The 25190-nt window shown below is 41.6% G+C and carries 40 protein-coding genes; all 40 read left to right on the top strand.

Annotated features, from left to right (window positions below):
• The first annotated feature begins 11 nt into the window (after positions 1–11).
• Entirely contained in the window at positions 12–1544 is a 1533-nt protein-coding gene (gene cls / locus BLS46_RS05285) for a cardiolipin synthase (RefSeq protein ID WP_093586066.1), read from the top strand.
• A 74-nt stretch (positions 1545–1618) separates the two neighbouring features.
• Positions 1619–1762 (top strand): hypothetical protein, encoded by a 144-nt coding sequence (locus BLS46_RS09895; protein ID WP_000934190.1) that lies wholly within the window; start codon positions 1619–1621, stop codon positions 1760–1762.
• Positions 1763–1797: 35 nt separating this feature from the next.
• Positions 1798–3354: a damage-inducible protein CinA gene (locus BLS46_RS05280; RefSeq protein ID WP_093586064.1), complete on the top strand. Its 1557-nt coding sequence runs from the start codon at positions 1798–1800 to the stop codon at positions 3352–3354.
• A 116-nt stretch (positions 3355–3470) separates the two neighbouring features.
• A complete protein-coding gene (nrdD, locus tag BLS46_RS05275) occupies positions 3471–5678 on the top strand; it encodes an anaerobic ribonucleoside-triphosphate reductase (protein WP_180364053.1) in 2208 nt (735 codons plus the stop codon).
• A gap of 11 nt (positions 5679–5689) precedes the next feature.
• Positions 5690–5830, top strand: coding sequence for a hypothetical protein (locus BLS46_RS05270; RefSeq protein ID WP_000521635.1), 141 nt, complete (start codon positions 5690–5692; stop codon positions 5828–5830).
• Between the two features lie 43 nt (positions 5831–5873).
• Positions 5874–6374 carry a GNAT family N-acetyltransferase gene (locus BLS46_RS05265; RefSeq protein WP_093586060.1) on the top strand — a complete coding sequence of 167 codons (501 nt, stop codon included), beginning with the start codon at positions 5874–5876 and terminating at the stop codon, positions 6372–6374.
• A 5-nt stretch (positions 6375–6379) separates the two neighbouring features.
• The gene (nrdG, locus tag BLS46_RS05260; RefSeq protein ID WP_045617788.1) at positions 6380–6976 is read left to right on the top strand and encodes an anaerobic ribonucleoside-triphosphate reductase activating protein; all 597 of its coding nucleotides are present in this window, start codon (positions 6380–6382) and stop codon (positions 6974–6976) included.
• Entirely contained in the window at positions 6973–7599 is a 627-nt protein-coding gene (locus BLS46_RS05255; protein ID WP_093586058.1) for a uridine kinase family protein, read from the top strand. The genes nrdG and BLS46_RS05255 overlap by 4 nt, the downstream gene beginning before the upstream one ends.
• A gap of 265 nt (positions 7600–7864) precedes the next feature.
• Positions 7865–8173, top strand: a complete 309-nt coding sequence (rpsJ, locus tag BLS46_RS05250; protein WP_001284513.1) for a 30S ribosomal protein S10 — start codon at positions 7865–7867, stop codon at positions 8171–8173.
• Positions 8174–8254: 81 nt separating this feature from the next.
• Positions 8255–8881 carry a 50S ribosomal protein L3 gene (rplC, locus tag BLS46_RS05245; RefSeq protein WP_000160197.1) on the top strand — a complete coding sequence of 209 codons (627 nt, stop codon included), beginning with the start codon at positions 8255–8257 and terminating at the stop codon, positions 8879–8881.
• 24 nt (positions 8882–8905) lie between these two features.
• Positions 8906–9529, top strand: coding sequence for a 50S ribosomal protein L4 (gene rplD / locus BLS46_RS05240; RefSeq protein ID WP_000024537.1), 624 nt, complete (start codon positions 8906–8908; stop codon positions 9527–9529).
• Positions 9529–9825, top strand: a complete 297-nt coding sequence (locus BLS46_RS05235; RefSeq protein ID WP_001055347.1) for a 50S ribosomal protein L23 — start codon at positions 9529–9531, stop codon at positions 9823–9825. Before rplD ends, BLS46_RS05235 begins: the two co-directional genes overlap by 1 nt.
• A 17-nt stretch (positions 9826–9842) precedes the next feature.
• Positions 9843–10676, top strand: coding sequence for a 50S ribosomal protein L2 (gene rplB, locus BLS46_RS05230; protein ID WP_093586056.1), 834 nt, complete (start codon positions 9843–9845; stop codon positions 10674–10676).
• Between the two features lie 102 nt (positions 10677–10778).
• Positions 10779–11060 (top strand): 30S ribosomal protein S19, encoded by a 282-nt coding sequence (gene rpsS, locus BLS46_RS05225; RefSeq protein ID WP_000533766.1) that lies wholly within the window; start codon positions 10779–10781, stop codon positions 11058–11060.
• Between the two features lie 11 nt (positions 11061–11071).
• A complete protein-coding gene (gene rplV, locus BLS46_RS05220) occupies positions 11072–11416 on the top strand; it encodes a 50S ribosomal protein L22 (RefSeq protein WP_000818137.1) in 345 nt (114 codons plus the stop codon).
• 12 nt (positions 11417–11428) lie between these two features.
• Positions 11429–12082, top strand: a complete 654-nt coding sequence (gene rpsC, locus BLS46_RS05215; protein WP_000529936.1) for a 30S ribosomal protein S3 — start codon at positions 11429–11431, stop codon at positions 12080–12082.
• A gap of 3 nt (positions 12083–12085) precedes the next feature.
• A complete protein-coding gene (gene rplP, locus BLS46_RS05210) occupies positions 12086–12499 on the top strand; it encodes a 50S ribosomal protein L16 (protein ID WP_000960948.1) in 414 nt (137 codons plus the stop codon).
• A 9-nt stretch (positions 12500–12508) separates the two neighbouring features.
• On the top strand, positions 12509–12715 hold the full coding sequence (gene rpmC, locus BLS46_RS05205; RefSeq protein ID WP_000772918.1) for a 50S ribosomal protein L29: 207 nt from the start codon (positions 12509–12511) through the stop codon (positions 12713–12715).
• A gap of 24 nt (positions 12716–12739) precedes the next feature.
• Positions 12740–13000, top strand: coding sequence for a 30S ribosomal protein S17 (gene rpsQ / locus BLS46_RS05200; protein WP_000440801.1), 261 nt, complete (start codon positions 12740–12742; stop codon positions 12998–13000).
• Positions 13001–13025: 25 nt separating this feature from the next.
• The gene (gene rplN, locus BLS46_RS05195) at positions 13026–13394 is read left to right on the top strand and encodes a 50S ribosomal protein L14 (RefSeq protein ID WP_000616548.1); all 369 of its coding nucleotides are present in this window, start codon (positions 13026–13028) and stop codon (positions 13392–13394) included.
• A 77-nt stretch (positions 13395–13471) separates the two neighbouring features.
• Positions 13472–13777, top strand: coding sequence for a 50S ribosomal protein L24 (gene rplX, locus BLS46_RS05190; protein ID WP_000497691.1), 306 nt, complete (start codon positions 13472–13474; stop codon positions 13775–13777).
• A 23-nt stretch (positions 13778–13800) separates the two neighbouring features.
• Positions 13801–14343 carry a 50S ribosomal protein L5 gene (rplE, locus tag BLS46_RS05185; RefSeq protein ID WP_000013542.1) on the top strand — a complete coding sequence of 181 codons (543 nt, stop codon included), beginning with the start codon at positions 13801–13803 and terminating at the stop codon, positions 14341–14343.
• 17 nt (positions 14344–14360) lie between these two features.
• Entirely contained in the window at positions 14361–14546 is a 186-nt protein-coding gene (locus BLS46_RS05180) for a type Z 30S ribosomal protein S14 (protein WP_001085697.1), read from the top strand.
• A 213-nt stretch (positions 14547–14759) separates the two neighbouring features.
• Positions 14760–15158: a 30S ribosomal protein S8 gene (gene rpsH / locus BLS46_RS05175; protein ID WP_000245504.1), complete on the top strand. Its 399-nt coding sequence runs from the start codon at positions 14760–14762 to the stop codon at positions 15156–15158.
• Positions 15159–15346: 188 nt separating this feature from the next.
• On the top strand, positions 15347–15883 hold the full coding sequence (gene rplF / locus BLS46_RS05170; protein WP_061453122.1) for a 50S ribosomal protein L6: 537 nt from the start codon (positions 15347–15349) through the stop codon (positions 15881–15883).
• 83 nt (positions 15884–15966) lie between these two features.
• Positions 15967–16323, top strand: a complete 357-nt coding sequence (rplR, locus tag BLS46_RS05165; RefSeq protein ID WP_004244055.1) for a 50S ribosomal protein L18 — start codon at positions 15967–15969, stop codon at positions 16321–16323.
• Between the two features lie 17 nt (positions 16324–16340).
• A complete protein-coding gene (gene rpsE, locus BLS46_RS05160; protein WP_000874204.1) occupies positions 16341–16835 on the top strand; it encodes a 30S ribosomal protein S5 in 495 nt (164 codons plus the stop codon).
• A gap of 13 nt (positions 16836–16848) precedes the next feature.
• Positions 16849–17031: a 50S ribosomal protein L30 gene (gene rpmD, locus BLS46_RS05155; protein WP_000057241.1), complete on the top strand. Its 183-nt coding sequence runs from the start codon at positions 16849–16851 to the stop codon at positions 17029–17031.
• Positions 17032–17176: 145 nt separating this feature from the next.
• Positions 17177–17617: a 50S ribosomal protein L15 gene (gene rplO, locus BLS46_RS05150; RefSeq protein WP_000766092.1), complete on the top strand. Its 441-nt coding sequence runs from the start codon at positions 17177–17179 to the stop codon at positions 17615–17617.
• A gap of 11 nt (positions 17618–17628) precedes the next feature.
• Positions 17629–18939, top strand: coding sequence for a preprotein translocase subunit SecY (gene secY / locus BLS46_RS05145; RefSeq protein ID WP_038805841.1), 1311 nt, complete (start codon positions 17629–17631; stop codon positions 18937–18939).
• Positions 18940–19085: 146 nt separating this feature from the next.
• Positions 19086–19724, top strand: a complete 639-nt coding sequence (locus tag BLS46_RS05140) for an adenylate kinase (RefSeq protein WP_093586054.1) — start codon at positions 19086–19088, stop codon at positions 19722–19724.
• Positions 19725–19840: 116 nt separating this feature from the next.
• Positions 19841–20059 (top strand): translation initiation factor IF-1, encoded by a 219-nt coding sequence (infA, locus tag BLS46_RS05135; protein WP_001029883.1) that lies wholly within the window; start codon positions 19841–19843, stop codon positions 20057–20059.
• A 24-nt stretch (positions 20060–20083) separates the two neighbouring features.
• Positions 20084–20200, top strand: coding sequence for a 50S ribosomal protein L36 (gene rpmJ, locus BLS46_RS05130; protein WP_001808836.1), 117 nt, complete (start codon positions 20084–20086; stop codon positions 20198–20200).
• Between the two features lie 17 nt (positions 20201–20217).
• Positions 20218–20583 (top strand): 30S ribosomal protein S13, encoded by a 366-nt coding sequence (rpsM, locus tag BLS46_RS05125; RefSeq protein ID WP_000090781.1) that lies wholly within the window; start codon positions 20218–20220, stop codon positions 20581–20583.
• Positions 20584–20600: 17 nt separating this feature from the next.
• The gene (gene rpsK, locus BLS46_RS05120) at positions 20601–20984 is read left to right on the top strand and encodes a 30S ribosomal protein S11 (protein ID WP_001118386.1); all 384 of its coding nucleotides are present in this window, start codon (positions 20601–20603) and stop codon (positions 20982–20984) included.
• A gap of 42 nt (positions 20985–21026) precedes the next feature.
• Positions 21027–21962 (top strand): DNA-directed RNA polymerase subunit alpha, encoded by a 936-nt coding sequence (locus tag BLS46_RS05115; RefSeq protein ID WP_000568993.1) that lies wholly within the window; start codon positions 21027–21029, stop codon positions 21960–21962.
• Positions 21963–21973: 11 nt separating this feature from the next.
• On the top strand, positions 21974–22360 hold the full coding sequence (rplQ, locus tag BLS46_RS05110) for a 50S ribosomal protein L17 (RefSeq protein WP_000331493.1): 387 nt from the start codon (positions 21974–21976) through the stop codon (positions 22358–22360).
• A gap of 263 nt (positions 22361–22623) precedes the next feature.
• Positions 22624–22890, top strand: coding sequence for an ACT domain-containing protein (locus BLS46_RS05105; RefSeq protein ID WP_000644110.1), 267 nt, complete (start codon positions 22624–22626; stop codon positions 22888–22890).
• Between the two features lie 9 nt (positions 22891–22899).
• A complete protein-coding gene (locus BLS46_RS05100) occupies positions 22900–24237 on the top strand; it encodes a PFL family protein (RefSeq protein ID WP_093586052.1) in 1338 nt (445 codons plus the stop codon).
• A gap of 236 nt (positions 24238–24473) precedes the next feature.
• Positions 24474–25166 (top strand): histidine phosphatase family protein, encoded by a 693-nt coding sequence (locus tag BLS46_RS05095; protein ID WP_093586050.1) that lies wholly within the window; start codon positions 24474–24476, stop codon positions 25164–25166.
• Positions 25167–25190 lie beyond the last annotated feature (24 nt).

Genomic DNA, 25190 nt, shown 5'->3' with positions numbered 1-25190 from the left:
GAAGGGGATGTATGACAGCTAGAAAAATGCAGCTACTCATGTCCAAATATGGTTTTAGTATTACCATTATGTTGGCAGAGTTGTTTATCGTCTTTGGTTTATTTATCTATCTAGGACAGATGGCTCCGATTCTCTGGATTATCCTTGTCATTTTAGTGAGCTTAGCGACCATTGTATCGATTGTTAATCGGTCCATGAATCCAGAAAGCAAGGTGACTTGGCTGTTAGTAGCCTTTGTGCCAGTATTTGGCCCCTTGCTCTATATCATGTTTGGAGAACGCCGTTTATCGAAAAAAGAAATGAAACAGCTAAAGCAGCTTCAATCAATGGTTGACAGAGAGGATAATAGCAGAGCCCTCCGTTTGGAGTTAAAGGAAGAGGATAAGTCGGCTTACGGTGTCATCAAATCCCTCCTCAGCATGGATACGAACGCAGATGTCTATGATCGAACGGATACACAATTTTTTGACTCTGGTGAAAGTATGTGGTGTCAGATGCTAGAGGACCTCAAAAAAGCTGAGAAATTTATCTTTCTCGAATACTATATCATCGAAGAAGGCTTGATGTGGGACAGCATTTTGGAGATTTTGGAAGAAAAGGCAGCTCAAGGAGTAGAAGTGAAGCTCCTCTATGATGATATTGGTTGTATGGCAACCTTGCCTGGAGATTACACCATCCAGCTTCGTGGTCGAGAGATTGAAGCCCATAAATTTAACAAGGTGATTCCACGCTTGACCGTTGCTTATAACAACCGTGATCACCGTAAAATCATGATTATCGATGGGCAGATTGCCTATACAGGTGGTGCCAATCTAGCAGATGAGTATATCAACCGTATCGAACGCTTTGGTTATTGGAAAGATAGCGGTATTCGCCTAGATGGATCGGCGGTTAAGGCTTTTACTAGACTCTTTTTATCAACCTGGTATATCAACCGTGGGGAAATTAGTGACTTTGACCAATACCATCTCGAAAATCAACCAAAAGATGGGATGGGACTTTGCATTCCTTATAGTAGTGGGCCAAAACCTATCTACCGAGCCCAAGTTGGGAAAACGGTCTATCAAAATCTTATCAATCAAGCTACAGATTACGTCTACATCACGACTCCCTATCTGATCACTGACTATGATTTAACAGAAAGTATCAAAAATGCAGCTCTGAGAGGGGTAGATGTGCGAATTGTGACGCCTTGTATCCCAGATAAGAAGGTTATTCAGTTAGTTACTCGCGGAGCCTATCCTGACTTGTTGTCTGCTGGAGTTCGCATTTACGAGTACAGTCCCGGATTTCTTCATAGCAAGCAAATGCTTGTCGATGGAGAGGTGGCCACTGTGGGAACCATCAATTTTGATTATCGTAGCTTGCTCCACCACTATGAAAATGGCGTTTTGCTTTATAAAACACAGTCTATCATCGATATTGAGAGGGACTTCGAAGAGATTTTTAAGGTTTCTCAAGAAATTTATCCCCACACCATCAAAACCAGCTGGTATCAAAGCTTAATCAAGGAAATTGTCCAGTTGTTTGCGCCCATGCTCTAACTATCCACCAAGATCTAGTCCAAGGCTGGATCTTATTTTTGTCTTTTTGCGAATAGATAAGCAGGAGGATGAAAATGCTAAATCAAAAAGAATATGATTTTATCCTAGAGTTTCAAACAAGCAGTTTACACCGTTTTCGAGAGATTGAACGCTATGCTGAGCTAGATAAGAAGTTAAGGAAATATCAATCCCTAGCTGACATTCCTGTAAGATTTTGATATACTAAAACAGATAAACTTAGAGGAGAAATTGAATGAACGTATACGAGGAAAAAGACGAACAGCTAGAAGAATTTCGATACCAGTATCGGGAACGGCTGGATCAAGAGTCTGAATTTGGACTGGAGCGAGGTAAGAAGAAACGAACTCCGCTTCCATTTTTTAGTATGGCAATTTGGAGTTTGGCTGCTACAGCTGTTTCTGTAATGTTGCCTCTGATCTTTGGTTTGGTGAGCCCCCAACAGATGCAAGATCTTTATACTGGTTGGGCGCTACATCAGAGTGGGCAGATTTACACGGATTATTATGGTTCAAATGGACTGCTTTATTACTTACTAACCTATCTCTCTCAAGGGAATATCCTTTTTGCTTTGGTGGAGTGGTTGGCCTTGTTCGGAGCTGGTGTTTTTCTATTTAAATCCGCAGATACCTTGACAGGTCAGGGAGAGCAGGCTAGACAGCTTTTGTTGGTTTTCTATCTGCTTGTGGGCAGTCTGGGATTTGGTGGTAGCTATGCAGTAGTTGTGGCCTTGCCTTTCCTGTTTTATAGTTTTAGCCTAGTGGCTGACTATCTGGATGATCTAAGTAACGATAAAGGTTTCTTGCGAGTTGGGATGAGTTTAGCCTTAGCTTTCTTCCTATCACCTATTCCCACAGCTTTGTTTGCAGCCATACTTGCCTTGAGTTTGTTTGGATTTAATATTGCCAAGCGTCGATTTGCTCATGGTTTGTATCAATTTTTCGCATCAGCTCTAGGATTTTCTCTCCTTTTTTATCCAATTGGCTACTATACAGTCTTAACAGGAACTTTTGGTGATGCGATTAGCCATACCTTGTATCCAATAGATACGCTTAGTCTATTTTCAAATGCCAATCTTATGGAGAATGCTGCTTTCTATGGTTTGCTATCCATCGGTATTGGGATTCTGACATTGATCTTTTCAGGATTGTTTCAGACCAAGTCAGCTCAGCAATCTGCTGTCTCAATAGGCGCTATTTTAGGATTATTAGTAACTCTTTCTTTGTTAATTCTTTCAAAGGAACCTTTGCATGGCTCACGTTTGGCAGCGATTTTGCCCTTTCTGACATTGTTATTGTTAACCAACATCAAAGAAGGAAGCTCTGATCGTATCAGCCGTAGTAGACGAAGAGTTCGTTCTTCATCACTCTTTGGTCGCTACCTCAAGGGAAATTTCTATCTACCATTAATTGCGATAGTCTATTTACTTTTCCTACCTGTTTTGAGTCGCTATATTTCGCATCCAAGTACTTATCAGGAACGCGAGCAGCTTGCTAGCTTGGTCAAGCAGCAAACGAGTTCTGAGGATCGTGTCTATGCTTGGGATGATCGTCCAGATTTTTATCGAGCAAGTGAACGCTTGGCACCAAGCTCTCTAGTAACACCGACGCTCTATACTGCAAGCGACGAGAATAAAACGAAACTAGTCAATGACTTGAAAGAAAATCAACCGAAGATGATTTTGGTCAACCAAAAGGTTGCCTTGTGGTCGGATGTAGAGAGCCTACTTAGTGAAAAATACGAACTTGTTCAGACGGATAGTAAGGAATTCAAACTTTATAAATCTAAATAATAAATCAATATCTTGTGTATTTTTAAAAATTTTAGAATTTTTAACACAAGATATTGATTTTTCTTTTTGGAGTGGTATAATATCATTTAAGAAGAAAAATAGAAAAGAGCATGGATATGATTGTATTAGAAGAAAACCTTGCAACCGTTCCCACTTTGTTCGTTGAAAAACGAGATGGTAGACGTGTAGTGTTTGATATAGACAAGATTGACAAAGCTCTCCACAAGGCGGCTGACAAAGTCATGGATGTGACACCCTTGGTCGAAAAACGTCTAAATGGACTGCTTGAGCGTATTGTTGCGGAAATTCACAGTCGTTTCCCTCAAGGTGTCAAGATTTACGAGATTCAGAATATCGTAGAGCATGAACTCCTTGAAGCCAAAGAATATGCGCTAGCTGAGGAGTATATCACTTATCGGACACAAAGGGATTTTGAGCGCTCAAAAGCGACAGATATCAACTTTAGCATTCATAAACTTCTCAGTAAAGACCAGGCAGTTGTCAATGAAAATGCCAATAAAGACAGTGATGTCTTTAACACCCAGCGTGATTTGACAGCAGGGATTGTGGGGAAATCAATCGGACTGCAAATGCTTCCTAAGCACGTAGCCAATGCTCATCAAAAGGGGGATATCCACTATCACGATTTGGACTATAGCCCCTACACACCGATGACCAACTGCTGTTTGATTGATTTTAAAGGCATGTTGGAAAATGGTTTTAAGATTGGAAATGCAGAGGTAGAGAGTCCCAAGTCTATCCAGACTGCGACAGCTCAGATTTCACAAATCATCGCCAACGTCGCTTCTAGCCAGTATGGTGGCTGTTCAGCTGACCGTATCGATGAGGTCCTGGCGCCGTACGCAGAGAAGAATTACCAAAAACACCTTAAAGATGCAGAAGAATGGGTCTTGCCTGAAAAACGGGAAGATTATGCCTGGAAGAAAACGCAAAAAGACATCTATGATGCCATGCAATCTCTTGAGTATGAAATCAACACTCTCTTCACTTCAAATGGCCAAACACCTTTTACTTCGCTAGGTTTTGGCCTGGGAACCAATCGTTTTGAGCGTGAAATTCAAAAAGCTATTTTGACTATTCGTATCAAGGGACTTGGTTCAGAACATCGCACAGCCATCTTCCCTAAACTCATCTTTACATTAAAAAGAGGCCTCAACTTAGAGGAAGGTTCGCCTAACTACGACATCAAACAGTTGGCCCTCGAGTGTGCAACCAAGCGGATGTACCCAGATGTCTTGTCCTACGATAAGATTATCGAACTGACAGGTTCTTTCAAGGTTCCTATGGGCTGCCGTTCTTTCCTCCAAGGATGGAAGGATGAAAATGGTGTTGAGGTCAATTCAGGCCGAATGAATCTAGGTGTTGTGACAGTCAATCTGCCTCGTATCGCCCTCGAGTCTGAAGGAGATCTGAATAAGTTCTGGGAAATTTTCAATGAACGTATGAACATCGCAGAAGATGCTTTGGTTTATCGTGTTGAACGGACCAAGGAAGCAACACCAGCAAATGCTCCGATCCTTTATCAGTATGGAGCCTTTGGTCGCCGTCTTGGAAAAGAAGAAAGTGTTGACCAACTCTTTAAGAATCGCCGTGCCACAGTTTCGTTGGGCTACATCGGTTTGTACGAAGTGGCTACAGTCTTCTTTGGAAATAGTTGGGAAAGCAATCCTGAAGCCAAGGAATTCACGCTTGATATCATTCGTGATATGAAACGACGTGTGGAAGAGTGGTCTGACCAATATGGTTACCATTTCTCTATCTACTCCACACCGTCTGAAAGTCTGACAGACCGCTTCTGTCGCTTGGATACAGAGAAGTTCGGCTCTATTCCTGATATTACGGACAAGGAATACTACACAAACTCTTTCCACTACGATGTCCGTAAAAATCCAACACCGTTTGAAAAGTTAGACTTTGAAAAAGTTTATCCAGAAGCAGGTGCGTCAGGTGGTTTCATTCATTATTGTGAGTATCCAGTTCTTCAGCAAAATCCTAAAGCCTTGGAAGCTGTCTGGGACTATGCCTATGACCGTGTTGGCTATCTAGGAACCAATACTCCGATCGATCGCTGTTACAAGTGTGACTTTGAAGGGGATTTTGAACCAACTGAAAGAGGATTTGCTTGTCCCAACTGTGGCAATAGCGACCCTAAAACAGTAGATGTGGTCAAACGTACGTGTGGTTATCTGGGAAATCCTCAAGCGCGTCCGATGGTTAACGGACGCCACAAGGAAATCGCTGCGCGTGTCAAACACATGAACGGTTCGACTATTAAAACCACAGGGCACGAAGTAACAAATTAGAAGGAAATGGAATGGGGAAATACCAATTAGATGATAAGGGGCGTGCACAAGTGACCCGTTATCACGAGAAATACTCTAAAGGTGGAACAGGTAAAAAAGAACGCTTGCTCAACCTCAGAGAACAGTTTTTAAACAAGAACAAGAAAAAATAAAAGTGAGAGTTGCCTCTCGCTTTTCTCTTAATTGGAGGTAAAAATGATACTACGCAGACCAACATTGGCAGATAAAGAAACAGTTTTAGAGATGATGGCAGAGTTTGAACAGACTCAATCAGCACACGATGGCGGATTTTGGGATGCTGAGAATTTTGTTTATGAAGAGTGGTTAGAAGAAAATCTTCAAGCGGAAGCGGGACTCAATATTCCTGAAAACTGGGTTCCTGCTATCCAGCTGGTTAGTTTTGACGTAGCAGGCCAGGCTCTTGGCTTTCTCAACCTTCGTCTCCGATTAAATGACTACTTACTAGAAAATGGGGGCCATATTGGCTACTCCATTCGACCGTCTGAAAGAGGTAAGGGTTATGCGAAAGAATCCCTCCGACAAGGTCTACAAGTTGCTAAGGGAAAGAATATTAAACGAGCTTTAGTGACTTGTAGCACAGAAAATCCAGCAAGCCGAGCTGTTATCTTAGCTAATGGTGGGGAGTTGGAGGATGTTCGCAATGGCGTAGAACGTTACTGGATAGACTTGGAGTAGACAGCATGACATGGAATACACCAAAACCAGGTGAATGGAAAAGCGAGGAACTTAGTAAAGGGCGAATCATTGACTACAAGGCCTTTAACTTTGTCGATGGAGAAGGTGTGCGAAACTCTCTCTATGTATCAGGTTGCATGTTTCACTGCGAGGGGTGCTATAATGTTGCGACTTGGTCTTTCAACGCAGGCATTCCTTATACAGCAGAGTTAGAAGAACAGATTATGGAAGACCTTGCCCAGCCCTATGTTCAAGGATTGACCCTGCTGGGAGGAGAGCCCTTTCTTAATACGGGAATTCTCTTGCCCCTCGTTAAACGCATTCGAAAGGAATTGCCAGATAAAGACATCTGGTCCTGGACGGGCTATACGTGGGAAGAAATGATGCTGGAAACTCCAGATAAATTGGAACTCTTGTCGCTGATTGACATCCTTGTTGATGGACGGTATGATAAAAGCAAGCGCAATCTCATGCTCCAGTTTCGAGGTTCCTCTAATCAACGAATTATCGATGTACAAAAATCCCTCAAAAGTGGGCAAATAGTGATTTGGGACAAGCTTAATGACGGAAAAGAAAGCTATGAACAGGTGAAGAGAGAATGAAGAAAAAAGACCTGATAGAACAACTGGTCTCAGAGATAGAAATGGGAAAAGTCAAAACACTGGGGATTTACGGCCATGGCGCTTCAGGTAAGTCTACCTTTGCTCAAGAATTATATCAAGCCTTAGATTCTACAAAAGTAAATTTGTTAGAAACAGATCCCTATATCACCTCAGAACGTCACCTGGTAGTACCAAAGCAAGCACCAGATCAAAAGGTGACAGCTTGTCTACCAGTGGCGCATGAACTGGCAAGTTTGCAGAGAGATATTCTCGCCTTGCAGGCAGGTATGGATATCTTAACAATCGATGAACCTTGGAAGGCTAGCGAGATCTTATCTGGAGCCAAACCGATTCTGATTGTCGAAGGGATGTCTGTGAGTTTTCTACCCAAGGAACTCTTTGACAAAACCATTTGTTTCTACACGGATGAAGAAACAGAATTAAAGAGGCGTCTCGCTCGAGATACGACTATGAGAAATCGCGATGCTTCCTTTATATTAGCTAGCCATCAGATGAGACGGGAGCAGTATCTGCGTTACTATAGAGAAACCGAGTCTGAAGCAGATATCTTAGTGGATCAATCAGAAGATAAGTTTGAAGTCAACATGACTCGTCTAATATAGAAGAAAAGATTGAATTTTAAGATCGTAAATCAGTAGTCATAAGGAGATGAAAAAGGAAAACAGTTTCATCCTAAAAAAACGAAAAAAAGCTCACAAATCCCTTGCAATCGCAGGGGCTTTGTGTTATTCTATTATGGTGCTGTAAATTACAGCCTTAGCTTTGATGCAAGAGGTTGCGACACGCTCGGTTGCATTGCCACGCAACGCGCGTCGGTTTTCTTGTGGAGCTAGCCTATTATCTTAAATAGACGAAAAGGAGAAAAAGATGGCAAACAAAAAAATCCGTATCCGTTTGAAAGCTTACGAACACCGTACGCTTGACACAGCGGCTGCAAAAATCGTAGAATCAGCTACTCGTACAGGTGCACAAGTTGCGGGTCCAATCCCACTTCCAACTGAGCGTAGCCTCTACACAATCATTCGTGCGACTCACAAATACAAAGACTCTCGCGAACAATTCGAAATGCGTACACACAAACGTTTGATCGATATCGTTAACCCAACTCAAAAAACCGTTGATGCTTTGATGAAATTGGATCTTCCAAGTGGTGTAAACGTAGAAATCAAACTTTAATTTAAAGCTTGATACCTTGAGCATAAAAAACGCTCGTTAAAAACTTTTTGAATAAAAATATAGAAAAGGAACTATTTTCTCATGACAAAAGGAATCTTAGGGAAAAAAGTGGGAATGACTCAAATCTTCACTGAAGCTGGCGAATTGATCCCTGTAACAGTTATTGAAGCAACTCCAAACGTTGTTCTTCAAGTTAAAACTGTTGAAACAGACGGATACAACGCTATCCAAGTTGGTTTCGATGACAAACGCGAAGTATTGAGCAACAAACCTGCTAAAGGACATGTAGCGAAAGCTAACACGGCTCCTAAGCGCTTCATTCGTGAATTCAAAAACGTTGAAGGCTTGGAAGTTGGTGCTGAAATCACAGTTGAAACATTCGCAGCTGGAGACGTTGTTGACGTAACTGGTACTTCTAAAGGTAAAGGTTTCCAAGGTGTTATTAAACGTCACGGACAATCACGTGGACCAATGGCTCACGGTTCTCGTTACCACCGTCGTCCAGGTTCTATGGGACCTGTTGCACCTAACCGCGTATTCAAAGGTAAAAACCTTGCAGGACGTATGGGTGGCGACCGCGTAACAATTCAAAACCTTGAAGTTGTACAAGTTGTTCCAGAAAAGAACGTTATCCTTATCAAAGGTAACGTACCAGGTGCTAAGAAATCTCTTATCACTATCAAATCAGCAGTTAAAGCTGGTAAATAATAAAGAAAGGGGAAATCAGTCACAATGGCAAACGTAACATTATTTGACCAAACTGGTAAAGAAGCTGGCCAAGTTGTTCTTAACGATGCAGTATTTGGTATCGAACCAAATGAATCAGTTGTGTTTGATGTGATCATCAGCCAACGCGCAAGCCTTCGTCAAGGAACACACGCTGTTAAAAACCGCTCTGCAGTATCAGGTGGTGGACGCAAACCATGGCGTCAAAAAGGAACTGGACGTGCTCGTCAAGGTTCTATCCGCTCACCACAATGGCGTGGTGGTGGTGTTGTCTTCGGACCAACTCCACGTTCATATGGCTACAAACTTCCACAAAAAGTTCGTCGCCTAGCTCTTAAATCAGTTTACTCTGAAAAAGTTGCTGAAAACAAATTCGTAGCTGTAGACGCTCTTTCATTTACAGCTCCAAAAACTGCTGAATTTGCAAAAGTTCTTGCAGCATTGAGCATCGATTCAAAAGTTCTTGTTATCCTTGAAGAAGGAAATGAATTCGCAGCTCTTTCAGCTCGTAACCTTCCAAATGTGAAAGTTGCAACTGCTACAACTGCAAGTGTTCTTGACATCGCAAATAGCGACAAACTTCTTGTCACACAAGCAGCTATCTCTAAAATCGAGGAGGTTCTTGCATAATGAATTTGTATGATGTTATCAAAAAACCTGTCATCACTGAAAGCTCAATGGCTCAACTTGAAGCAGGTAAATATGTATTTGAAGTTGACACTCGTGCACACAAGCTTTTGATCAAGCAAGCTGTTGAAGCTGCTTTCGAAGGTGTTAAAGTTGCCAACGTTAACACAATCAACGTAAAACCAAAAGCTAAACGTGTTGGACGTTATACTGGTTTTACTAACAAAACTAAAAAAGCTATCATCACACTTACAGCTGATTCAAAAGCAATCGAGTTGTTTGCTGCTGAAGCTGAATAATCTAAGGAGGAAATATCGTGGGAATTCGTGTTTATAAACCAACAACAAACGGTCGCCGTAATATGACTTCTTTGGATTTCGCTGAAATCACAACAAGCACTTCTGAAAAATCATTGCTTGTTGCTTTGAAGAACAAGGCTGGTCGTAACAACAACGGTCGTATCACTGTTCGTCACCAAGGTGGTGGACACAAACGTTTCTACCGTTTGGTTGACTTTAAACGTAACAAAGACAACGTTGAAGCTGTTGTTAAAACAATCGAGTACGATCCAAACCGTTCTGCAAACATCGCTCTTGTACACTACACTGACGGTGTGAAAGCATACATCATCGCTCCAAAAGGTCTTGAAGTTGGTCAACGTATCGTTTCAGGTCCAGAAGCAGATATCAAAGTCGGAAACGCACTTCCACTTGCTAACATCCCAGTTGGTACTTTGATCCACAACATCGAGTTGAAACCAGGTCGTGGTGGAGAATTGGTACGTGCTGCTGGTGCTTCTGCTCAAGTATTGGGTCAAGAAGGTAAATATGTTCTTGTTCGTCTTCAATCTGGCGAAGTACGTATGATTCTTGGAACTTGTCGTGCAACAGTTGGTGTTGTCGGAAACGAACAACATGGACTTGTGAACCTTGGTAAAGCAGGACGTAGCCGTTGGAAAGGTATCCGCCCAACAGTTCGTGGTTCTGTAATGAACCCTAACGATCACCCACACGGTGGTGGTGAAGGTAAAGCACCAGTTGGTCGTAAAGCACCATCAACTCCATGGGGCAAACCTGCTCTTGGTCTTAAAACTCGTAACAAGAAAGCGAAATCTGACAAACTTATCGTTCGTCGTCGCAACGAGAAATAATTTAAAACTAGTCGCTTAAGCAACTAGGAAATCCGCCAGCTCGGTAGCGCTCCATGTGAGCACAAGCCGCTGTGGTACAACATTTAAAGGAGAAAAAATAAAATGGGACGCAGTCTTAAAAAAGGACCTTTCGTCGATGAGCATTTGATGAAAAAAGTTGAAGCTCAAGCTAACGACGAAAAGAAAAAAGTTATCAAAACTTGGTCACGTCGTTCAACGATCTTCCCAAGTTTCATTGGTTACACTATCGCAGTTTATGACGGACGTAAACACGTACCTGTTTACATCCAAGAAGACATGGTAGGTCACAAACTTGGTGAATTTGCACCAACTCGTACTTACAAAGGTCATGCTGCAGACGACAAGAAAACACGTAGAAAATAAGGAGAACATAAATGGCAGAAATTACTTCAGCTAAAGCAATGGCTCGTACAGTACGTGTTTCACCTCGTAAATCACGTCTTGTTCTTGACAACATCCGTGGTAAAAGCGTAGCCGATGCTATTGCAATCTTGACATTCACACCAAACAAAGCTGCTGAAATCATCTTGAAAGTTTTGAATTCAGCTGTAGCTAACGCTGAAAACAACTTTGGTTTGGACAAAGCTAACTTGGTAGTATCTGAAGCATTCGCAAACGAAGGACCAACTATGAAACGTTTCCGTCCACGTGCGAAAGGTTCAGCTTCACCAATCAACAAACGTACAGCTCACATCACTGTAGCTGTTGCAGAAAAATAAGGAGGTAAAATCGTGGGTCAAAAAGTACATCCAATTGGTATGCGTGTCGGCATCATCCGTGATTGGGATGCCAAATGGTATGCTGAAAAAGAATACGCGGATTACCTTCATGAAGATCTTGCAATCCGTAAATTCGTTCAAAAAGAACTTGCTGACGCAGCAGTTTCAACTATCGAAATCGAACGCGCAGTAAACAAAGTTAACGTTTCACTTCACACTGCTAAACCAGGTATGGTTATCGGTAAAGGTGGTGCTAACGTTGATGCACTCCGTGCAAAACTTAACAAATTGACTGGAAAACAAGTACACATCAACATCATCGAAATCAAACAACCTGATTTAGATGCTCACCTTGTAGGTGAAGGAATTGCTCGTCAATTGGAGCAACGTGTTGCTTTCCGTCGTGCACAAAAACAAGCAATCCAACGTGCAATGCGTGCTGGAGCTAAAGGGATCAAAACTCAAGTATCAGGTCGTTTGAACGGTGCAGATATCGCCCGTGCTGAAGGATACTCTGAAGGAACTGTTCCACTTCACACACTTCGTGCAGATATCGATTACGCTTGGGAAGAAGCAGATACTACATACGGTAAACTTGGTGTTAAAGTATGGATCTACCGTGGTGAAGTTCTTCCAGCTCGTAAAAACACTAAAGGAGGTAAATAACCAATGTTAGTACCTAAACGTGTTAAACACCGTCGTGAATTCCGTGGAAAAATGCGCGGTGAAGCAAAAGGTGGAAAAGAAGTAGCATTCGGTGAATACGGTCTTCAAGCTACAACTAGCCACTGGATCACTAACCGCCAAATCGAAGCTGCTCGTATCGCCATGACTCGTTACATGAAACGTGGTGGTAAAGTTTGGATTAAAATCTTCCCACACAAATCATACACTGCTAAAGCTATCGGTGTGCGTATGGGATCTGGTAAAGGGGCACCTGAAGGTTGGGTAGCACCAGTTAAACGTGGTAAAGTGATGTTTGAAGTTGCTGGTGTATCTGAAGAGATCGCTCGCGAAGCGCTTCGTCTTGCTAGCCACAAATTGCCAGTTAAATGTAAATTCGTAAAACGTGAAGCAGAATAAGGAGAAGGCATGAAACTTAATGAAGTAAAAGAATTTGTTAAAGAACTTCGTGGTCTTTCTCAAGAAGAACTCGCGAAGCGCGAAAACGAATTGAAAAAAGAATTGTTTGAACTTCGTTTCCAAGCTGCTACTGGTCAATTGGAACAAACAGCTCGCTTGAAAGAAGTTAAAAAACAAATCGCTCGTATCAAAACAGTTCAATCTGAAGCGAAATAATAGACTAGGGAAGGAGAAATTTCAATGGAACGCAATAATCGTAAAGTTCTTGTTGGACGTGTTGTATCTGACAAAATGGACAAGACAATCACAGTTGTAGTTGAAACAAAACGTAACCACCCAGTCTATGGTAAACGTATTAACTACTCTAAAAAATACAAAGCACATGATGAAAACAATGTTGCCAAAGAAGGCGATATCGTACGTATCATGGAAACTCGTCCGCTTTCAGCTACAAAACGTTTCCGTCTTGTAGAAGTTGTTGAAGAAGCGGTCATCATCTAATCAAGCCTGAAAGGAGAAAACTGAAATGATTCAAACAGAAACTCGTTTGAAAGTCGCAGACAACAGCGGTGCACGCGAAATCTTGACTATCAAAGTTCTTGGTGGTTCTAAACGTAAATTTGCGAACATCGGTGATGTCATTGTGGCATCTGTAAAACAAGCTACTCCTGGTGGTGCGGTTAAAAAAGGTGACGTTGTAAAAGCTGTTATCGTTCGTACTAAATCAGGTGCTCGTCGTGCTGATGGTTCATACATCAAATTTGACGAAAACGCAGCAGTTATCATCCGTGAAGACAAAACTCCTCGCGGAACACGTATCTTTGGCCCAGTTGCACGTGAATTGCGTGAAGGTGGCTTCATGAAGATTGTGTCACTTGCTCCAGAAGTACTTTAATTTTTAGAAACAAACTAGTCCCCTAGCTTCAAGCTAGGGTGCCCTTGTGGGCGTAAGAAAAATCAAGGAGAAACCTAATGTTTGTAAAAAAAGGCGACAAAGTTCGCGTAATCGCTGGTAAAGATAAGGGAACAGAAGCTGTTGTCCTTACTGCCCTTCCAAAAGTAAACAAAGTTATCGTTGAAGGTGTTAACATCGTTAAGAAACACCAACGTCCAACTAACGAGCTTCCTCAAGGTGGTATCATCGAGAAAGAAGCAGCTATCCACGTATCAAATGTTCAAGTATTGGATAAAAATGGTGTAGCTGGTCGTGTTGGTTACAAATTTGTAGACGGTAAAAAAGTTCGCTACAACAAAAAATCAGGCGAAGTGCTTGATTAATCACGAAGGAAAGGAGAAGTATAATGGCAAATCGTTTAAAAGAAAAATATCTTAATGAAGTAGTTCCTGCTTTGACAGAACAATTTAACTACTCATCAGTGATGGCTGTGCCTAAAGTAGATAAGATCGTTTTGAACATGGGTGTTGGTGAAGCTGTATCAAACGCTAAAAGCCTTGAAAAAGCTGCTGAAGAATTGGCACTCATCTCAGGTCAAAAACCACTTATCACTAAAGCTAAAAAATCAATCGCCGGCTTCCGTCTTCGTGAAGGTGTAGCGATTGGTGCAAAAGTTACCCTTCGTGGTGAACGTATGTACGAATTCTTGGACAAATTGGTTTCAGTTTCACTTCCACGTGTGCGCGACTTCCACGGTGTTCCAACAAAATCATTTGACGGACGCGGGAACTACACACTTGGGGTGAAAGAACAATTGATCTTCCCAGAAATCAACTTTGATGACGTTGACAAAACTCGTGGTCTTGACATCGTTATCGTAACAACTGCTAACACTGACGAAGAGTCACGTGCATTGCTTACAGGCCTTGGAATGCCTTTTGCAAAATAATATAGGAGGTAAATCTAATGGCTAAAAAATCAATGATTGCTAAGAACAAACGTCCAGCGAAGTTCTCTACTCAAGCTTATACTCGTTGTGAAAAATGTGGTCGTCCACATTCAGTTTACCGCAAATTTAAACTTTGCCGTGTTTGCTTCCGTGAATTAGCTTACAAAGGACAAATTCCTGGTGTAACAAAAGCATCTTGGTAATATCATGATACAAAGAGCGTAACAACCACAGCAAAAATAGGAAATTTGGTGAAGGAGCGATGCTCCAAAACAAATTTATCTTTTTTGCACAGGTTGTAGCTCGTGTTCAAATAAGAGTTCTCTCATTTGAATGTGTCAATACTATCTGAGCCTAGCTCAATCATTAACTAGCAAGTGCAACTTGCAAACTACTAGTAAGAGGAGAAAAATAAAATGGTTATGACTGACCCAATCGCAGACTTTCTAACTCGTATTCGTAACGCTAACCAAGCGAAACACGAAGTACTTGAAGTACCTGCATCAAACATCAAAAAAGGGATTGCTGAAATCCTTAAACGCGAAGGTTTTGTTAAGAACGTAGAGATCATCGAAGATGACAAACAAGGCATCATCCGTGTATTCCTTAAATACGGACCAAACGGTGAAAAAGTTATCACTAACTTGAAACGTGTTTCTAAACCAGGACTTCGTGTCTATAAAAAACGTGAAGATCTTCCAAAAGTTCTTAACGGACTTGGAATTGCTATCCTTTCAACTTCTGAAGGTTTGCTTACTGATAAAGAAGCTCGCCAAAAGAATGTTGGTGGAGAAGTTATCGCTTACGTTTGGTAATATTTAGCTTCTAATTTCTTTGTGACTCTTCGTTATCGTCTCTTGCCTAACCCAAAGTTATGCCTGCGAGACGATACCTAGATTCACTTTGAAATTGAAACCTAAATGTTCCTTTAAATTGAGAAATCGATTTAACCCCCGTGAAAACTGGCCGTCATGGCCTGACAATCTAACAGGAGAAAATAAACATGTCACGTATTGGTAATAAAGTTATCGTGTTGCCTGCTGGTGTTGAACTCACTAACAATGACAACGTAGTAACTGTAAAAGGACCTAAAGGAGAACTTACTCGTGAGTTCTCAAAAGATATTGAAATCCGTGTGGAAGGTACTGAAGTAACTCTTCACCGTCCAAACGATTCAAAAGAAATGAAAACAATCCACGGAACTACTCGTGCCCTTTTGAACAACATGGTTGTTGGTGTATCAGAAGGATTCAAGAAAGAACTTGAAATGCGTGGGGTTGGTTACCGTGCACAACTTCAAGGAAAAAAACTTGTTTTGGCTGTAGGTAAATCTCATCCAGACGAAGTTGAAGCTCCAGAAGGAATTACTTTTGAACTTCCAAACCCAACAACAATCGTTGTTAGCGGAATTTCAAAAGAAGTAGTTGGTCAAACAGCTGCTTACGTACGTAGCCTTCGTTCACCAGAACCATATAAAGGTAAAGGTATCCGTTACGTTGGCGAATATGTTCGTCTTAAAGAAGGTAAAACAGGTAAATAATGTTGAGTGGTTGATCTTCAACCACCGACCTATTTTCCAACTTTGTGCATAGCACACGATTTAAAACTAAAGAGGTGAAAACTGTGATTTCAAAACCAGATAAAAACAAACTCCGCCAAAAACGCCACCGTCGCGTTCGCGGAAAACTCTCTGGAACTGCTGATCGCCCACGTTTGAACGTATTCCGTTCTAATACAGGCATCTACGCTCAAGTGATTGATGACGTAGCGGGTGTAACGCTCGCAAGTGCTTCAACTCTTGACAAAGAAGTTTCAAAAGGAACTAAAACTGAACAAGCCGTTACTGTCGGTAAACTCGTTGCAGAACGTGCAAACGCTAAAGGTATTTCAGAAGTGGTGTTCGACCGCGGTGGATATCTATATCACGGACGTGTGAAAGCTTTGGCTGATGCAGCTCGTGAAAACGGATTGAAATTCTAATAGGAGGACACTAGAAAATGGCATTTAAAGACAATGCAGTTGAATTAGAAGAACGCGTAGTTGCTGTCAACCGTGTTACAAAAGTTGTTAAAGGTGGACGTCGTCTTCGTTTCGCAGCTCTTGTTGTTGTTGGTGACCACAATGGTCGCGTAGGATTTGGTACTGGTAAAGCTCAAGAAGTTCCAGAAGCAATCCGTAAAGCAGTAGAAGATGCTAAGAAAAACTTGATTGAAGTTCCTATGGTTGGAACAACAATCCCACACGAAGTTCTTTCAGAATTTGGTGGAGCTAAAGTATTGTTGAAACCTGCTGTAGAAGGTTCTGGAGTTGCCGCTGGTGGTGCAGTTCGTGCCGTTGTGGAATTGGCAGGTGTGGCAGATATTACATCTAAATCACTTGGTTCTAACACTCCAATCAACATTGTTCGTGCAACTGTTGAAGGTTTGAAACAATTGAAACGCGCTGAAGAAGTTGCTGCCCTTCGTGGTATTTCAGTTTCTGATTTGGCATAAGAAAGGGGATAAAATGGCTCAAATTAAAATTACTTTGACTAAGTCTCCAATCGGACGCATTCCATCACAACGTAAAACTGTTGTAGCACTTGGACTTGGCAAATTGAACAGCTCTGTTATCAAAGAAGACAACGCTGCTATCCGTGGTATGATCACTGCAGTATCTCACTTGGTAACAGTTGAAGAAGTAAACTAATGAATTTTTAGGGGATGTGGCAATACTCATCCCCTAAAACTAGATATAGTCATCTAAGATGACGAATGTATAGGCGAGTTGATAAGGGAGACAACCTTTTCTCTCTTATCGGCGCTAGCATTTTACAAAAGAGGAGAAAATATAAATGAAACTTCATGAATTGAAACCTGCAGAAGGTTCTCGTAAAGTACGTAACCGTGTTGGTCGTGGTACTTCATCAGGTAACGGTAAAACATCTGGTCGCGGTCAAAAAGGTCAAAAAGCTCGTAGCGGTGGCGGAGTTCGCCTTGGTTTTGAAGGTGGACAAACTCCATTGTTCCGTCGTCTTCCAAAACGTGGATTCACTAACATCAACGCTAAAGAATACGCAATTGTAAATCTTGATCAATTGAACGTTTTTGAAGATGGTACTGAAGTTACTCCAGTTGTTCTTATCGAAGCAGGAATTGTAAAGGCTGAAAAATCAGGCGTTAAAATTCTTGGTAACGGTGAGTTGACTAAGAAGTTGACTGTGAAAGCAGCTAAATTCTCAAAAACAGCTGAAGAAGCTATCACTGCTAAAGGTGGTTCAGTAGAAGTCATCTAGAGAGGTGACCTATGTTTTTTAAATTATTAAAAGAGGCCCTCAAGGTTAAGAAAGTACGATCAAAAATTCTCTTTACGATTTTTATCATACTTGTCTTCCGTATCGGGACTAGTATTACTGTACCAGGTGTGAATGCAAAAAGTCTGGAAGCTTTGAGTGGATTATCCTTCTTAAACATGCTTAGTTTAGTTTCAGGGAATGCCATGAAGAACTTCTCGGTTTTTGCACTCGGTGTGAGTCCGTATATCACAGCTTCCATCGTTGTTCAATTGCTACAAATGGATATTGTTCCAAAGTTTGTAGAGTGGGGCAAGCAGGGGGAAGTAGGACGGAGAAAGATAAACCAAGCGACTCGTTATATTGCGCTTGTACTTGCGTTTGTGCAATCAATCGGAATCACTGCTGGTTTTAATACTCTATCTGGTGCAAAATTATTAACGACAGATCTAACCCCTCAAGTCTTTGTTACGATTGGTATTATCCTGACTGCAGGTACTATGATTGTTACTTGGCTAGGGGAGCAAATCACTGATAAGGGATATGGTAACGGGGTGTCTATGATTATCTTTGCAGGGATTGTGGCTTCAATTCCAGAGATGATTCATGGCATCTACGTGGACTATTTTGTCAATATTCCAAGTGATCGGTTGACGTCATCTATTATATTTGTCGTTATTCTCATTATCGCTGTCTTGTTGATTGTTTACTTTACAACATATGTACAACAGGCAGAATATAAAATTCCGATCCAATATACAAAAGTTGCTCAAGGTGCTCCATCCAGTTCTTACCTTCCTTTGAAGGTCAATCCTGCTGGTGTTATCCCAGTTATCTTTGCAAGTTCGATTACAGCAGCACCTGCGGCTATTCTTCAGTTTGTCAGCGCTACAGGTCATGATTGGGCTTGGGTACGTACAGCACAGGAAATGTTATCTACAACATCTCCAACAGGTGTTGCCATGTATGCACTGCTGATTATTCTCTTTACATTCTTCTATACATTTGTACAGATCAATCCAGAGAAAGCAGCAGAAAACTTGCAGAAGAGCGGAGCCTATATCCATGGTGTCCGTCCAGGTAAAGGAACGGAAGAGTTTATGTCAAAACTTCTTCGTCGCCTTGCAACCGTCGGTTCCCTTTTCCTTGGTGTGATTTCAATCTTGCCGATTGTAGCAAAAGATGTCTTTGGGCTCTCAGAAGCGGTTGCTTTTGGGGGAACTAGTCTTTTGATCATTATTTCGACAGGTATCGAAGGAATCAAACAGCTAGAAGGTTACCTATTGAAACGTAAGTATGTTGGTTTCATGGACAAAACAGAATAAAAGCAAGACTACTTTTGCTTAGAGAGTGGAGTATGAAGGTCTACCTATAAGAGAGACTTTCGTCTCCCCTCTTCTATTTTGTTTTTAAATAGGAGTTGAAACTAGCTTTTTGCTTCTATTTAAATACAAAATAAGGAGATCAGATCATGAATCTTTTGATTATGGGCTTACCTGGAGCAGGTAAGGGAACGCAAGCAGCTAAAATTGTGGAGCAATTCCACGTGGCACACATTTCAACTGGAGATATGTTCCGTGCTGCTATGGCAAATCAAACTGAAATGGGTGTACTTGCAAAGTCATACATTGACAAAGGTGAGTTGGTTCCAGATGAAGTTACAAATGGAATTGTTAAAGAACGCCTTTCACAGGATGATATCAAAGAAACAGGTTTCTTGTTGGATGGTTACCCACGCACAATTGAACAAGCCCATGCTTTAGACAAAACATTGGCTGAACTTGGTATTGAATTGGAAGGTGTGATCAATATCGAAGTGAATCCAGACTGTCTCTTGGAACGTCTGAGTGGCCGTATCATTCACCGCCAAACAGGTGAAACCTTCCACAAAGTTTTCAACCCACCAGTTGACTACAAAGAAGAAGATTACTACCAACGTGAAGATGATAAACCTGAGACAGTGAAGCGTCGTTTGGATGTCAACATCGCCCAAGGTGAACCAATCATTGCTCACTACCGTGCCAAAGGTTTGGTCCACGATATCGAAGGAAATCAAGATATCAATGATGTGTTCAAAGACATCGAAAAAGTATTGACAAATTTGAAATAAAGCGTTTTTCACACTTGCAAAAAATCGTTACAAATGTTATACTGAGATAGTCTGACTTATAATTGTTGTCTCTGTGTCTAGAGGCATCAAATCGAAATTTATGGAGGTGCTTTTGCGTGGCAAAAGACGATGTGATTGAAGTTGAAGGCAAAGTAGTCGATACAATGCCTAACGCAATGTTTACGGTTGAACTTGAAAATGGACATCAGATTTTAGCAACAGTTTCTGGTAAAATTCGTAAAAACTATATTCGTATTTTAGCGGGAGATCGTGTTACTGTCGAGATGAGTCCATATGACTTGACACGTGGACGTATCACTTACCGCTTTAAATAATCGAAAAACTTGGAGGGATAAGAAATGAAAGTAAGACCATCGGTCAAACCAATTTGCGAATACTGTAAAGTAATTCGTCGTAATGGTCGTGTTATGGTAATTTGCCCAGCAAATCCAAAACACAAACAACGTCAAGGATAAGATAGAAAGGAGAAAACATGGCTCGTATTGCTGGAGTTGACATTCCAAATGACAAACGCGTAGTAATCTCATTGACTTACGTTTATGGTATCGGACTTGCAACATCTAAGAAAATTTTGGCTGCTGCTGGAATCTCAGAAGATGTTCGTGTACGTGACCTTACATCAGATCAAGAAGATGCTATCCGTCGTGAAGTGGATGCAATCAAAGTTGAAGGTGACCTTCGTCGTGAAGTAAACTTGAACATCAAACGTTTGATGGAAATCGGTTCATACCGTGGTATTCGTCACCGTCGTGGACTTCCTGTCCGTGGACAAAACACTAAAAACAACGCTCGCACTCGTAAAGGTAAAGCTGTTGCGATTGCTGGTAAGAAAAAATAATATAGGAGGTAAAAGTCTTGGCTAAACCAACACGTAAACGTCGTGTGAAAAAGAATATCGAATCTGGTATTGCCCATATTCACGCTACATTTAATAACACTATTGTTATGATTACTGATGTGCATGGTAACGCAATTTCTTGGTCATCAGCTGGTGCTCTTGGTTTCAAAGGTTCTCGTAAATCTACACCATTCGCTGCTCAAATGGCTTCTGAAGCTGCTGCTAAATCTGCACAAGAACACGGTCTTAAATCAGTTGAAGTTACTGTAAAAGGTCCAGGTTCTGGTCGTGAGTCAGCTATTCGTGCGCTTGCTGCCGCTGGTCTTGAAGTAACAGCAATTCGTGATGTGACTCCAGTGCCACACAATGGTGCTCGTCCTCCAAAACGTCGCCGTGTATAATCATTGCATTACACTGCTTTTCGTTTAAGAGGGAGTAACTAAATGATCGAGTTTGAAAAACCAAATATAACAAAAATTGATGAAAATAAAGATTATGGCAAGTTTGTAATCGAACCGCTTGAACGTGGCTACGGTACAACTCTTGGTAACTCTCTTCGTCGTGTACTACTAGCTTCTCTACCAGGAGCAGCAGTGACATCTATCAACATTGAAGGTGTCTTGCATGAGTTTGACACAGTTCCAGGTGTTCGTGAAGACGTGATGCAAATCATTCTGAACATTAAAGGGATTGCAGTGAAATCATACGTTGAAGACGAAAAAATCATTGAACTTGACGTTGAAGGTCCTGCTGAAATTACAGCTGGAGATATTTTGACTGACAGTGATATTGAAATTGTAAATCCAGATCATTATCTCTTTACAATCGGTGAAGGTTCTTCTCTAAAAGCGACAATGACTGTTAACAGTGGTCGTGGATATGTACCTGCTGATGAAAACAAAAAAGATAATGCACCAGTTGGAACACTTGCTGTAGATTCTATTTATACACCAGTTACAAAAGTCAACTATCAGGTTGAACCTGCTCGTGTAGGTAGCAATGATGGATTTGACAAATTAACCCTTGAAATCTTGACTAATGGAACAATTATTCCAGAAGATGCTTTAGGGCTTTCAGCACGTATCTTGACAGAACATCTTGATTTGTTTACAAATCTTACTGAGATTGCTAAGTCAACTGAAGTGATGAAAGAAGCTGATACTGAATCTGACGATCGTATTTTGGATCGGACGATTGAGGAACTGGACTTGTCTGTGCGTTCATACAACTGTTTGAAACGTGCCGGTATCAATACTGTGCATGATTTGACAGAAAAATCTGAAGCAGAGATGATGAAAGTACGAAATCTTGGACGCAAGAGTTTGGAAGAAGTGAAACTCAAACTCATTGACTTGGGTCTTGGATTAAAAGATAAATAAAGGAGGAATACATGGCTTACCGTAAACTAGGACGCACTAGCTCACAACGTAAAGCAATGCTTCGCGATTTGACAACTGACCTTTTGATCAACGAATCAATCGTGACAACTGAAGCTCGTGCTAAAGAAATCCGTAAAACTGTTGAAAAAATGATTACTCTAGGTAAACGTGGTGATTTGCATGCACGTCGTCAAGCAGCTGCTTTCGTACGTAATGAAATCGCATCTGAAAACTATGATGAAGCAACTGATAAGTACACTTCTACTACAGCACTTCAAAAATTGTTCTCAGAAATCGCACCTCGTTATGCTGAACGTAACGGTGGATACACTCGTATCCTTAAAACTGAACCACGTCGTGGTGATGCTGCGCCAATGGCGATCATCGAATTAGTATAAAATCATCATTTTTGTTGAGTGTTATGATGATGGAGTCTTGTGCTCTTAGTCTAGCTCTGGTCTACCGCTGGGACTTCGGTCCTAGCGGGAACACTCATCATCATTTGATAGGGTAGACGCTTGTTTACGAAATTGTTTTTTGTTTAAGAACAACTTCGTAAGCAGGCGTTTTTTAGTATTTTCTATGGAAATATGCTATACTAGGAAAAAAGAAAATCAAAAACGTTCAGGTTTTCTAAAAATCGTAGAAATGGGGTATAAGGATGAAGGCTATTATTACAGTGGTTGGCAAGGACAAGGCTGGTATTGTTGCAGGCGTGTCTACTAAGATTGCAGAGTTGGGTTTGAATATTGACGATATTTCTCAAACAGTACTGGATGAGTATTTTACCATGATGGCAGTCGTATCTAGTGATGAAAAGCAGGATTTTACCACTCTTAGAAATGAGTTTGAAAGCTTTGGCCAAACACTGAATGTCAAAATCAATATTCAAAGTGCAGCGATTTTTGATGCTATGTACAATATCTAGGAGGTCATCATGGATATTAGACAAGTTACTGAAACCATTGCCATGATTGAAGAGCAGAATTTCGATATCAGAACCATCACCATGGGGATTTCCCTTTTGGACTGTATTGATCCAGACATCAATCGTGCTGCTGAAAAGATTTACCAAAAAATCACAACTAAAGCTGCAAATCTAGTGGCTGTAGGAGATGAAATTGCTGCAGAACTTGGGATTCCGATTGTCAATAAACGAGTATCGGTGACTCCGATTTCATTGATTGGAGCAGCGACTGATGCGACGGACTATGTCGTTTTGGCAAAGGCTCTTGACAAGGCTGCCAAGGAGATTGGTGTTGACTTTATCGGAGGTTTTTCGGCCTTGGTACAAAAGGGCTACCAAAAAGGAGATGAGATTCTCATCAATTCTATCCCACGCGCTCTAGCTGAGACAGACAAGGTTTGTTCATCTGTTAACATTGGCTCAACTAAGTCAGGTATCAACATGACTGCGGTCGCTGATATGGGACGTATCATCAAGGAAACAGCTGCGTTATCAGATATGGGAGCTGCCAAATTGGTCGTATTTGCTAATGCTGTTGAAGACAATCCTTTTATGGCAGGTGCTTTCCACGGTGTTGGCGAAGCAGATGTTATCATTAATGTCGGGGTTTCGGGTCCTGGTGTGGTGAAGCGCGCCTTAGAAAAGGTTCGTGGACAGAGCTTTGATGTAGTAGCCGAGACGGTCAAGAAAACAGCTTTTAAGATTACTCGTATTGGTCAGCTGGTTGGTCAAATGGCAAGTGAACGCCTTGGAGTTGACTTTGGGATCGTAGACCTAAGTTTGGCGCCAACTCCTGCGGTTGGTGATTCTGTGGCTCGGGTACTGGAGGAAATGGGCCTAGAAACAGTTGGAACGCATGGGACAACTGCTGCACTCGCTCTTTTGAATGACCAAGTTAAGAAGGGGGGAGTGATGGCTTGTAACCAGGTTGGCGGCTTGTCAGGGGCTTTTATCCCTGTCTCTGAAGACGAGGGTATGATTACTGCGGTGCAAAATGGCTCCCTAAATTTAGAGAAACTAGAGGCCATGACGGCTATCTGTTCTGTTGGGTTGGATATGATTGCCATTCCGGAAGATACGCCTACTGAAACCATTGCAGCTATGATTGCGGATGAGGCGGCAATTGGTGTCATTAACATGAAGACAACGGCCGTCCGTATCATTCCAAAGGGCAAAGAAGGCGATATGATTGAGTTTGGTGGTTTGCTAGGAACAGCTCCTGTTATGAAGGTCAACGGAGCTTCGTCTGTCGATTTCATCTCTCGCGGTGGCCAAATTCCTGCTCCAATCCATAGTTTTAAAAATTAATAAAAAAGAGAGAGGATTTAAGTTGAGTTTAAGGATGACTGTGTATACTATAATCATTAAATAAAGATCTCCTAACTTTATTTAATTAGAATCCTAAACTTTTTCATAATAATCTCCTAGGAAAGCTACCATGAGGGTAGCTTTTCTTGTGGGAAAATTACGAGAGCGGACTTTACTGTTGAAAGCCGAATATTTCTTTGTTCCATGATATAATAGAAGAAAATGGAGGATAGAAAATGTCTAAAGTAAGATTGTACTTGGTCCGTCATGGAAAAACCATGTTTAACACGATTGGACGTGCTCAAGGATGGAGTGATACACCTCTGACTGCAGAAGGTGAGTTGGGAATCCATGAACTGGGAATTGGCTTGAGAGAATCTGGCTTGCAGTTTGACCGCGCTTATTCCAGTGATTCAGGTCGGACTATTCAAACCATGGGAATTATCCTAGAAGAACTTGGCTTGCAGGGGAAAATCCCTTACCGCATGGACAAGCGAATCCGTGAGTGGTGCTTTGGTAGTTTTGATGGGGCCTATGATGGGGATCTTTTTATGGGGGTCATTCCTCGTGTTTTCAAGGTGGATCATGTTCATCAGTTGTCCTATGCGGAGCTAGCCGAAGGCTTGGTAGAGGTTGATACAGCTGGCTGGGCAGAAGGCTGGGAAAAACTCAGTGGTCGAATCAAGGAAGGCTTTGAAGCAATAGCCAAAGAAATGGAAGAACAAGGTGGGGGCAATGCTCTTGTTGTGAGTCATGGAATGACGATTGGTACCATTGTATATCTGATCAATGGCATGCATCCGCACGGTTTGGATAATGGCAGTGTGACCATTCTAGAATACGAGAGCGGCCAGTTTACAGTCGATGTCGTTGGTGACCGTAGCTATCGGGAGCTGGGACGTGAGAAGATGGAAGAAAATAAGCATTGATCAAGGTAGCTCCGTATAGGAGCT

This window comes from Streptococcus sp. NLAE-zl-C503 (genome assembly GCF_900104285.1).
GTDB lineage: Bacteria > Bacillota > Bacilli > Lactobacillales > Streptococcaceae > Streptococcus.
The sequence above is the reverse complement of the archived record's forward strand: the minus strand, read 5'-3'. Positions and strand labels throughout refer to the sequence as shown.

Coding starts and splice junctions, on each gene's coding strand:
- BLS46_RS05265 (WP_093586060.1), top strand. CDS start 5,874: ATGATACTACGCAGACCAACATTGGCAGATAAAGAAACAGTTTTAGAG.
- nrdD (WP_180364053.1), top strand. CDS start 3,471: ATGATTGTATTAGAAGAAAACCTTGCAACCGTTCCCACTTTGTTCGTT.
- BLS46_RS05140 (WP_093586054.1), top strand. CDS start 19,086: ATGAATCTTTTGATTATGGGCTTACCTGGAGCAGGTAAGGGAACGCAA.
- rpsM (WP_000090781.1), top strand. CDS start 20,218: ATGGCTCGTATTGCTGGAGTTGACATTCCAAATGACAAACGCGTAGTA.
- BLS46_RS05095 (WP_093586050.1), top strand. CDS start 24,474: ATGTCTAAAGTAAGATTGTACTTGGTCCGTCATGGAAAAACCATGTTT.
- rplC (WP_000160197.1), top strand. CDS start 8,255: ATGACAAAAGGAATCTTAGGGAAAAAAGTGGGAATGACTCAAATCTTC.
- cls (WP_093586066.1), top strand. CDS start 12: ATGACAGCTAGAAAAATGCAGCTACTCATGTCCAAATATGGTTTTAGT.
- rpmC (WP_000772918.1), top strand. CDS start 12,509: ATGAAACTTAATGAAGTAAAAGAATTTGTTAAAGAACTTCGTGGTCTT.
- BLS46_RS05180 (WP_001085697.1), top strand. CDS start 14,361: ATGGCTAAAAAATCAATGATTGCTAAGAACAAACGTCCAGCGAAGTTC.
- rplF (WP_061453122.1), top strand. CDS start 15,347: ATGTCACGTATTGGTAATAAAGTTATCGTGTTGCCTGCTGGTGTTGAA.
- BLS46_RS05280 (WP_093586064.1), top strand. CDS start 1,798: ATGAACGTATACGAGGAAAAAGACGAACAGCTAGAAGAATTTCGATAC.
- rpsS (WP_000533766.1), top strand. CDS start 10,779: ATGGGACGCAGTCTTAAAAAAGGACCTTTCGTCGATGAGCATTTGATG.
- rplX (WP_000497691.1), top strand. CDS start 13,472: ATGTTTGTAAAAAAAGGCGACAAAGTTCGCGTAATCGCTGGTAAAGAT.
- rplQ (WP_000331493.1), top strand. CDS start 21,974: ATGGCTTACCGTAAACTAGGACGCACTAGCTCACAACGTAAAGCAATG.
- rpmJ (WP_001808836.1), top strand. CDS start 20,084: ATGAAAGTAAGACCATCGGTCAAACCAATTTGCGAATACTGTAAAGTA.
- rplN (WP_000616548.1), top strand. CDS start 13,026: ATGATTCAAACAGAAACTCGTTTGAAAGTCGCAGACAACAGCGGTGCA.
- rplV (WP_000818137.1), top strand. CDS start 11,072: ATGGCAGAAATTACTTCAGCTAAAGCAATGGCTCGTACAGTACGTGTT.
- rpsJ (WP_001284513.1), top strand. CDS start 7,865: ATGGCAAACAAAAAAATCCGTATCCGTTTGAAAGCTTACGAACACCGT.
- BLS46_RS05270 (WP_000521635.1), top strand. CDS start 5,690: ATGGGGAAATACCAATTAGATGATAAGGGGCGTGCACAAGTGACCCGT.
- secY (WP_038805841.1), top strand. CDS start 17,629: ATGTTTTTTAAATTATTAAAAGAGGCCCTCAAGGTTAAGAAAGTACGA.
- BLS46_RS05100 (WP_093586052.1), top strand. CDS start 22,900: ATGGATATTAGACAAGTTACTGAAACCATTGCCATGATTGAAGAGCAG.
- BLS46_RS09895 (WP_000934190.1), top strand. CDS start 1,619: ATGCTAAATCAAAAAGAATATGATTTTATCCTAGAGTTTCAAACAAGC.
- rpsH (WP_000245504.1), top strand. CDS start 14,760: ATGGTTATGACTGACCCAATCGCAGACTTTCTAACTCGTATTCGTAAC.
- nrdG (WP_045617788.1), top strand. CDS start 6,380: ATGACATGGAATACACCAAAACCAGGTGAATGGAAAAGCGAGGAACTT.
- rplE (WP_000013542.1), top strand. CDS start 13,801: ATGGCAAATCGTTTAAAAGAAAAATATCTTAATGAAGTAGTTCCTGCT.
- rpmD (WP_000057241.1), top strand. CDS start 16,849: ATGGCTCAAATTAAAATTACTTTGACTAAGTCTCCAATCGGACGCATT.
- rpsE (WP_000874204.1), top strand. CDS start 16,341: ATGGCATTTAAAGACAATGCAGTTGAATTAGAAGAACGCGTAGTTGCT.
- BLS46_RS05105 (WP_000644110.1), top strand. CDS start 22,624: ATGAAGGCTATTATTACAGTGGTTGGCAAGGACAAGGCTGGTATTGTT.
- BLS46_RS05255 (WP_093586058.1), top strand. CDS start 6,973: ATGAAGAAAAAAGACCTGATAGAACAACTGGTCTCAGAGATAGAAATG.
- rplP (WP_000960948.1), top strand. CDS start 12,086: ATGTTAGTACCTAAACGTGTTAAACACCGTCGTGAATTCCGTGGAAAA.
- BLS46_RS05235 (WP_001055347.1), top strand. CDS start 9,529: ATGAATTTGTATGATGTTATCAAAAAACCTGTCATCACTGAAAGCTCA.
- BLS46_RS05115 (WP_000568993.1), top strand. CDS start 21,027: ATGATCGAGTTTGAAAAACCAAATATAACAAAAATTGATGAAAATAAA.
- rplD (WP_000024537.1), top strand. CDS start 8,906: ATGGCAAACGTAACATTATTTGACCAAACTGGTAAAGAAGCTGGCCAA.
- rplO (WP_000766092.1), top strand. CDS start 17,177: ATGAAACTTCATGAATTGAAACCTGCAGAAGGTTCTCGTAAAGTACGT.
- rpsQ (WP_000440801.1), top strand. CDS start 12,740: ATGGAACGCAATAATCGTAAAGTTCTTGTTGGACGTGTTGTATCTGAC.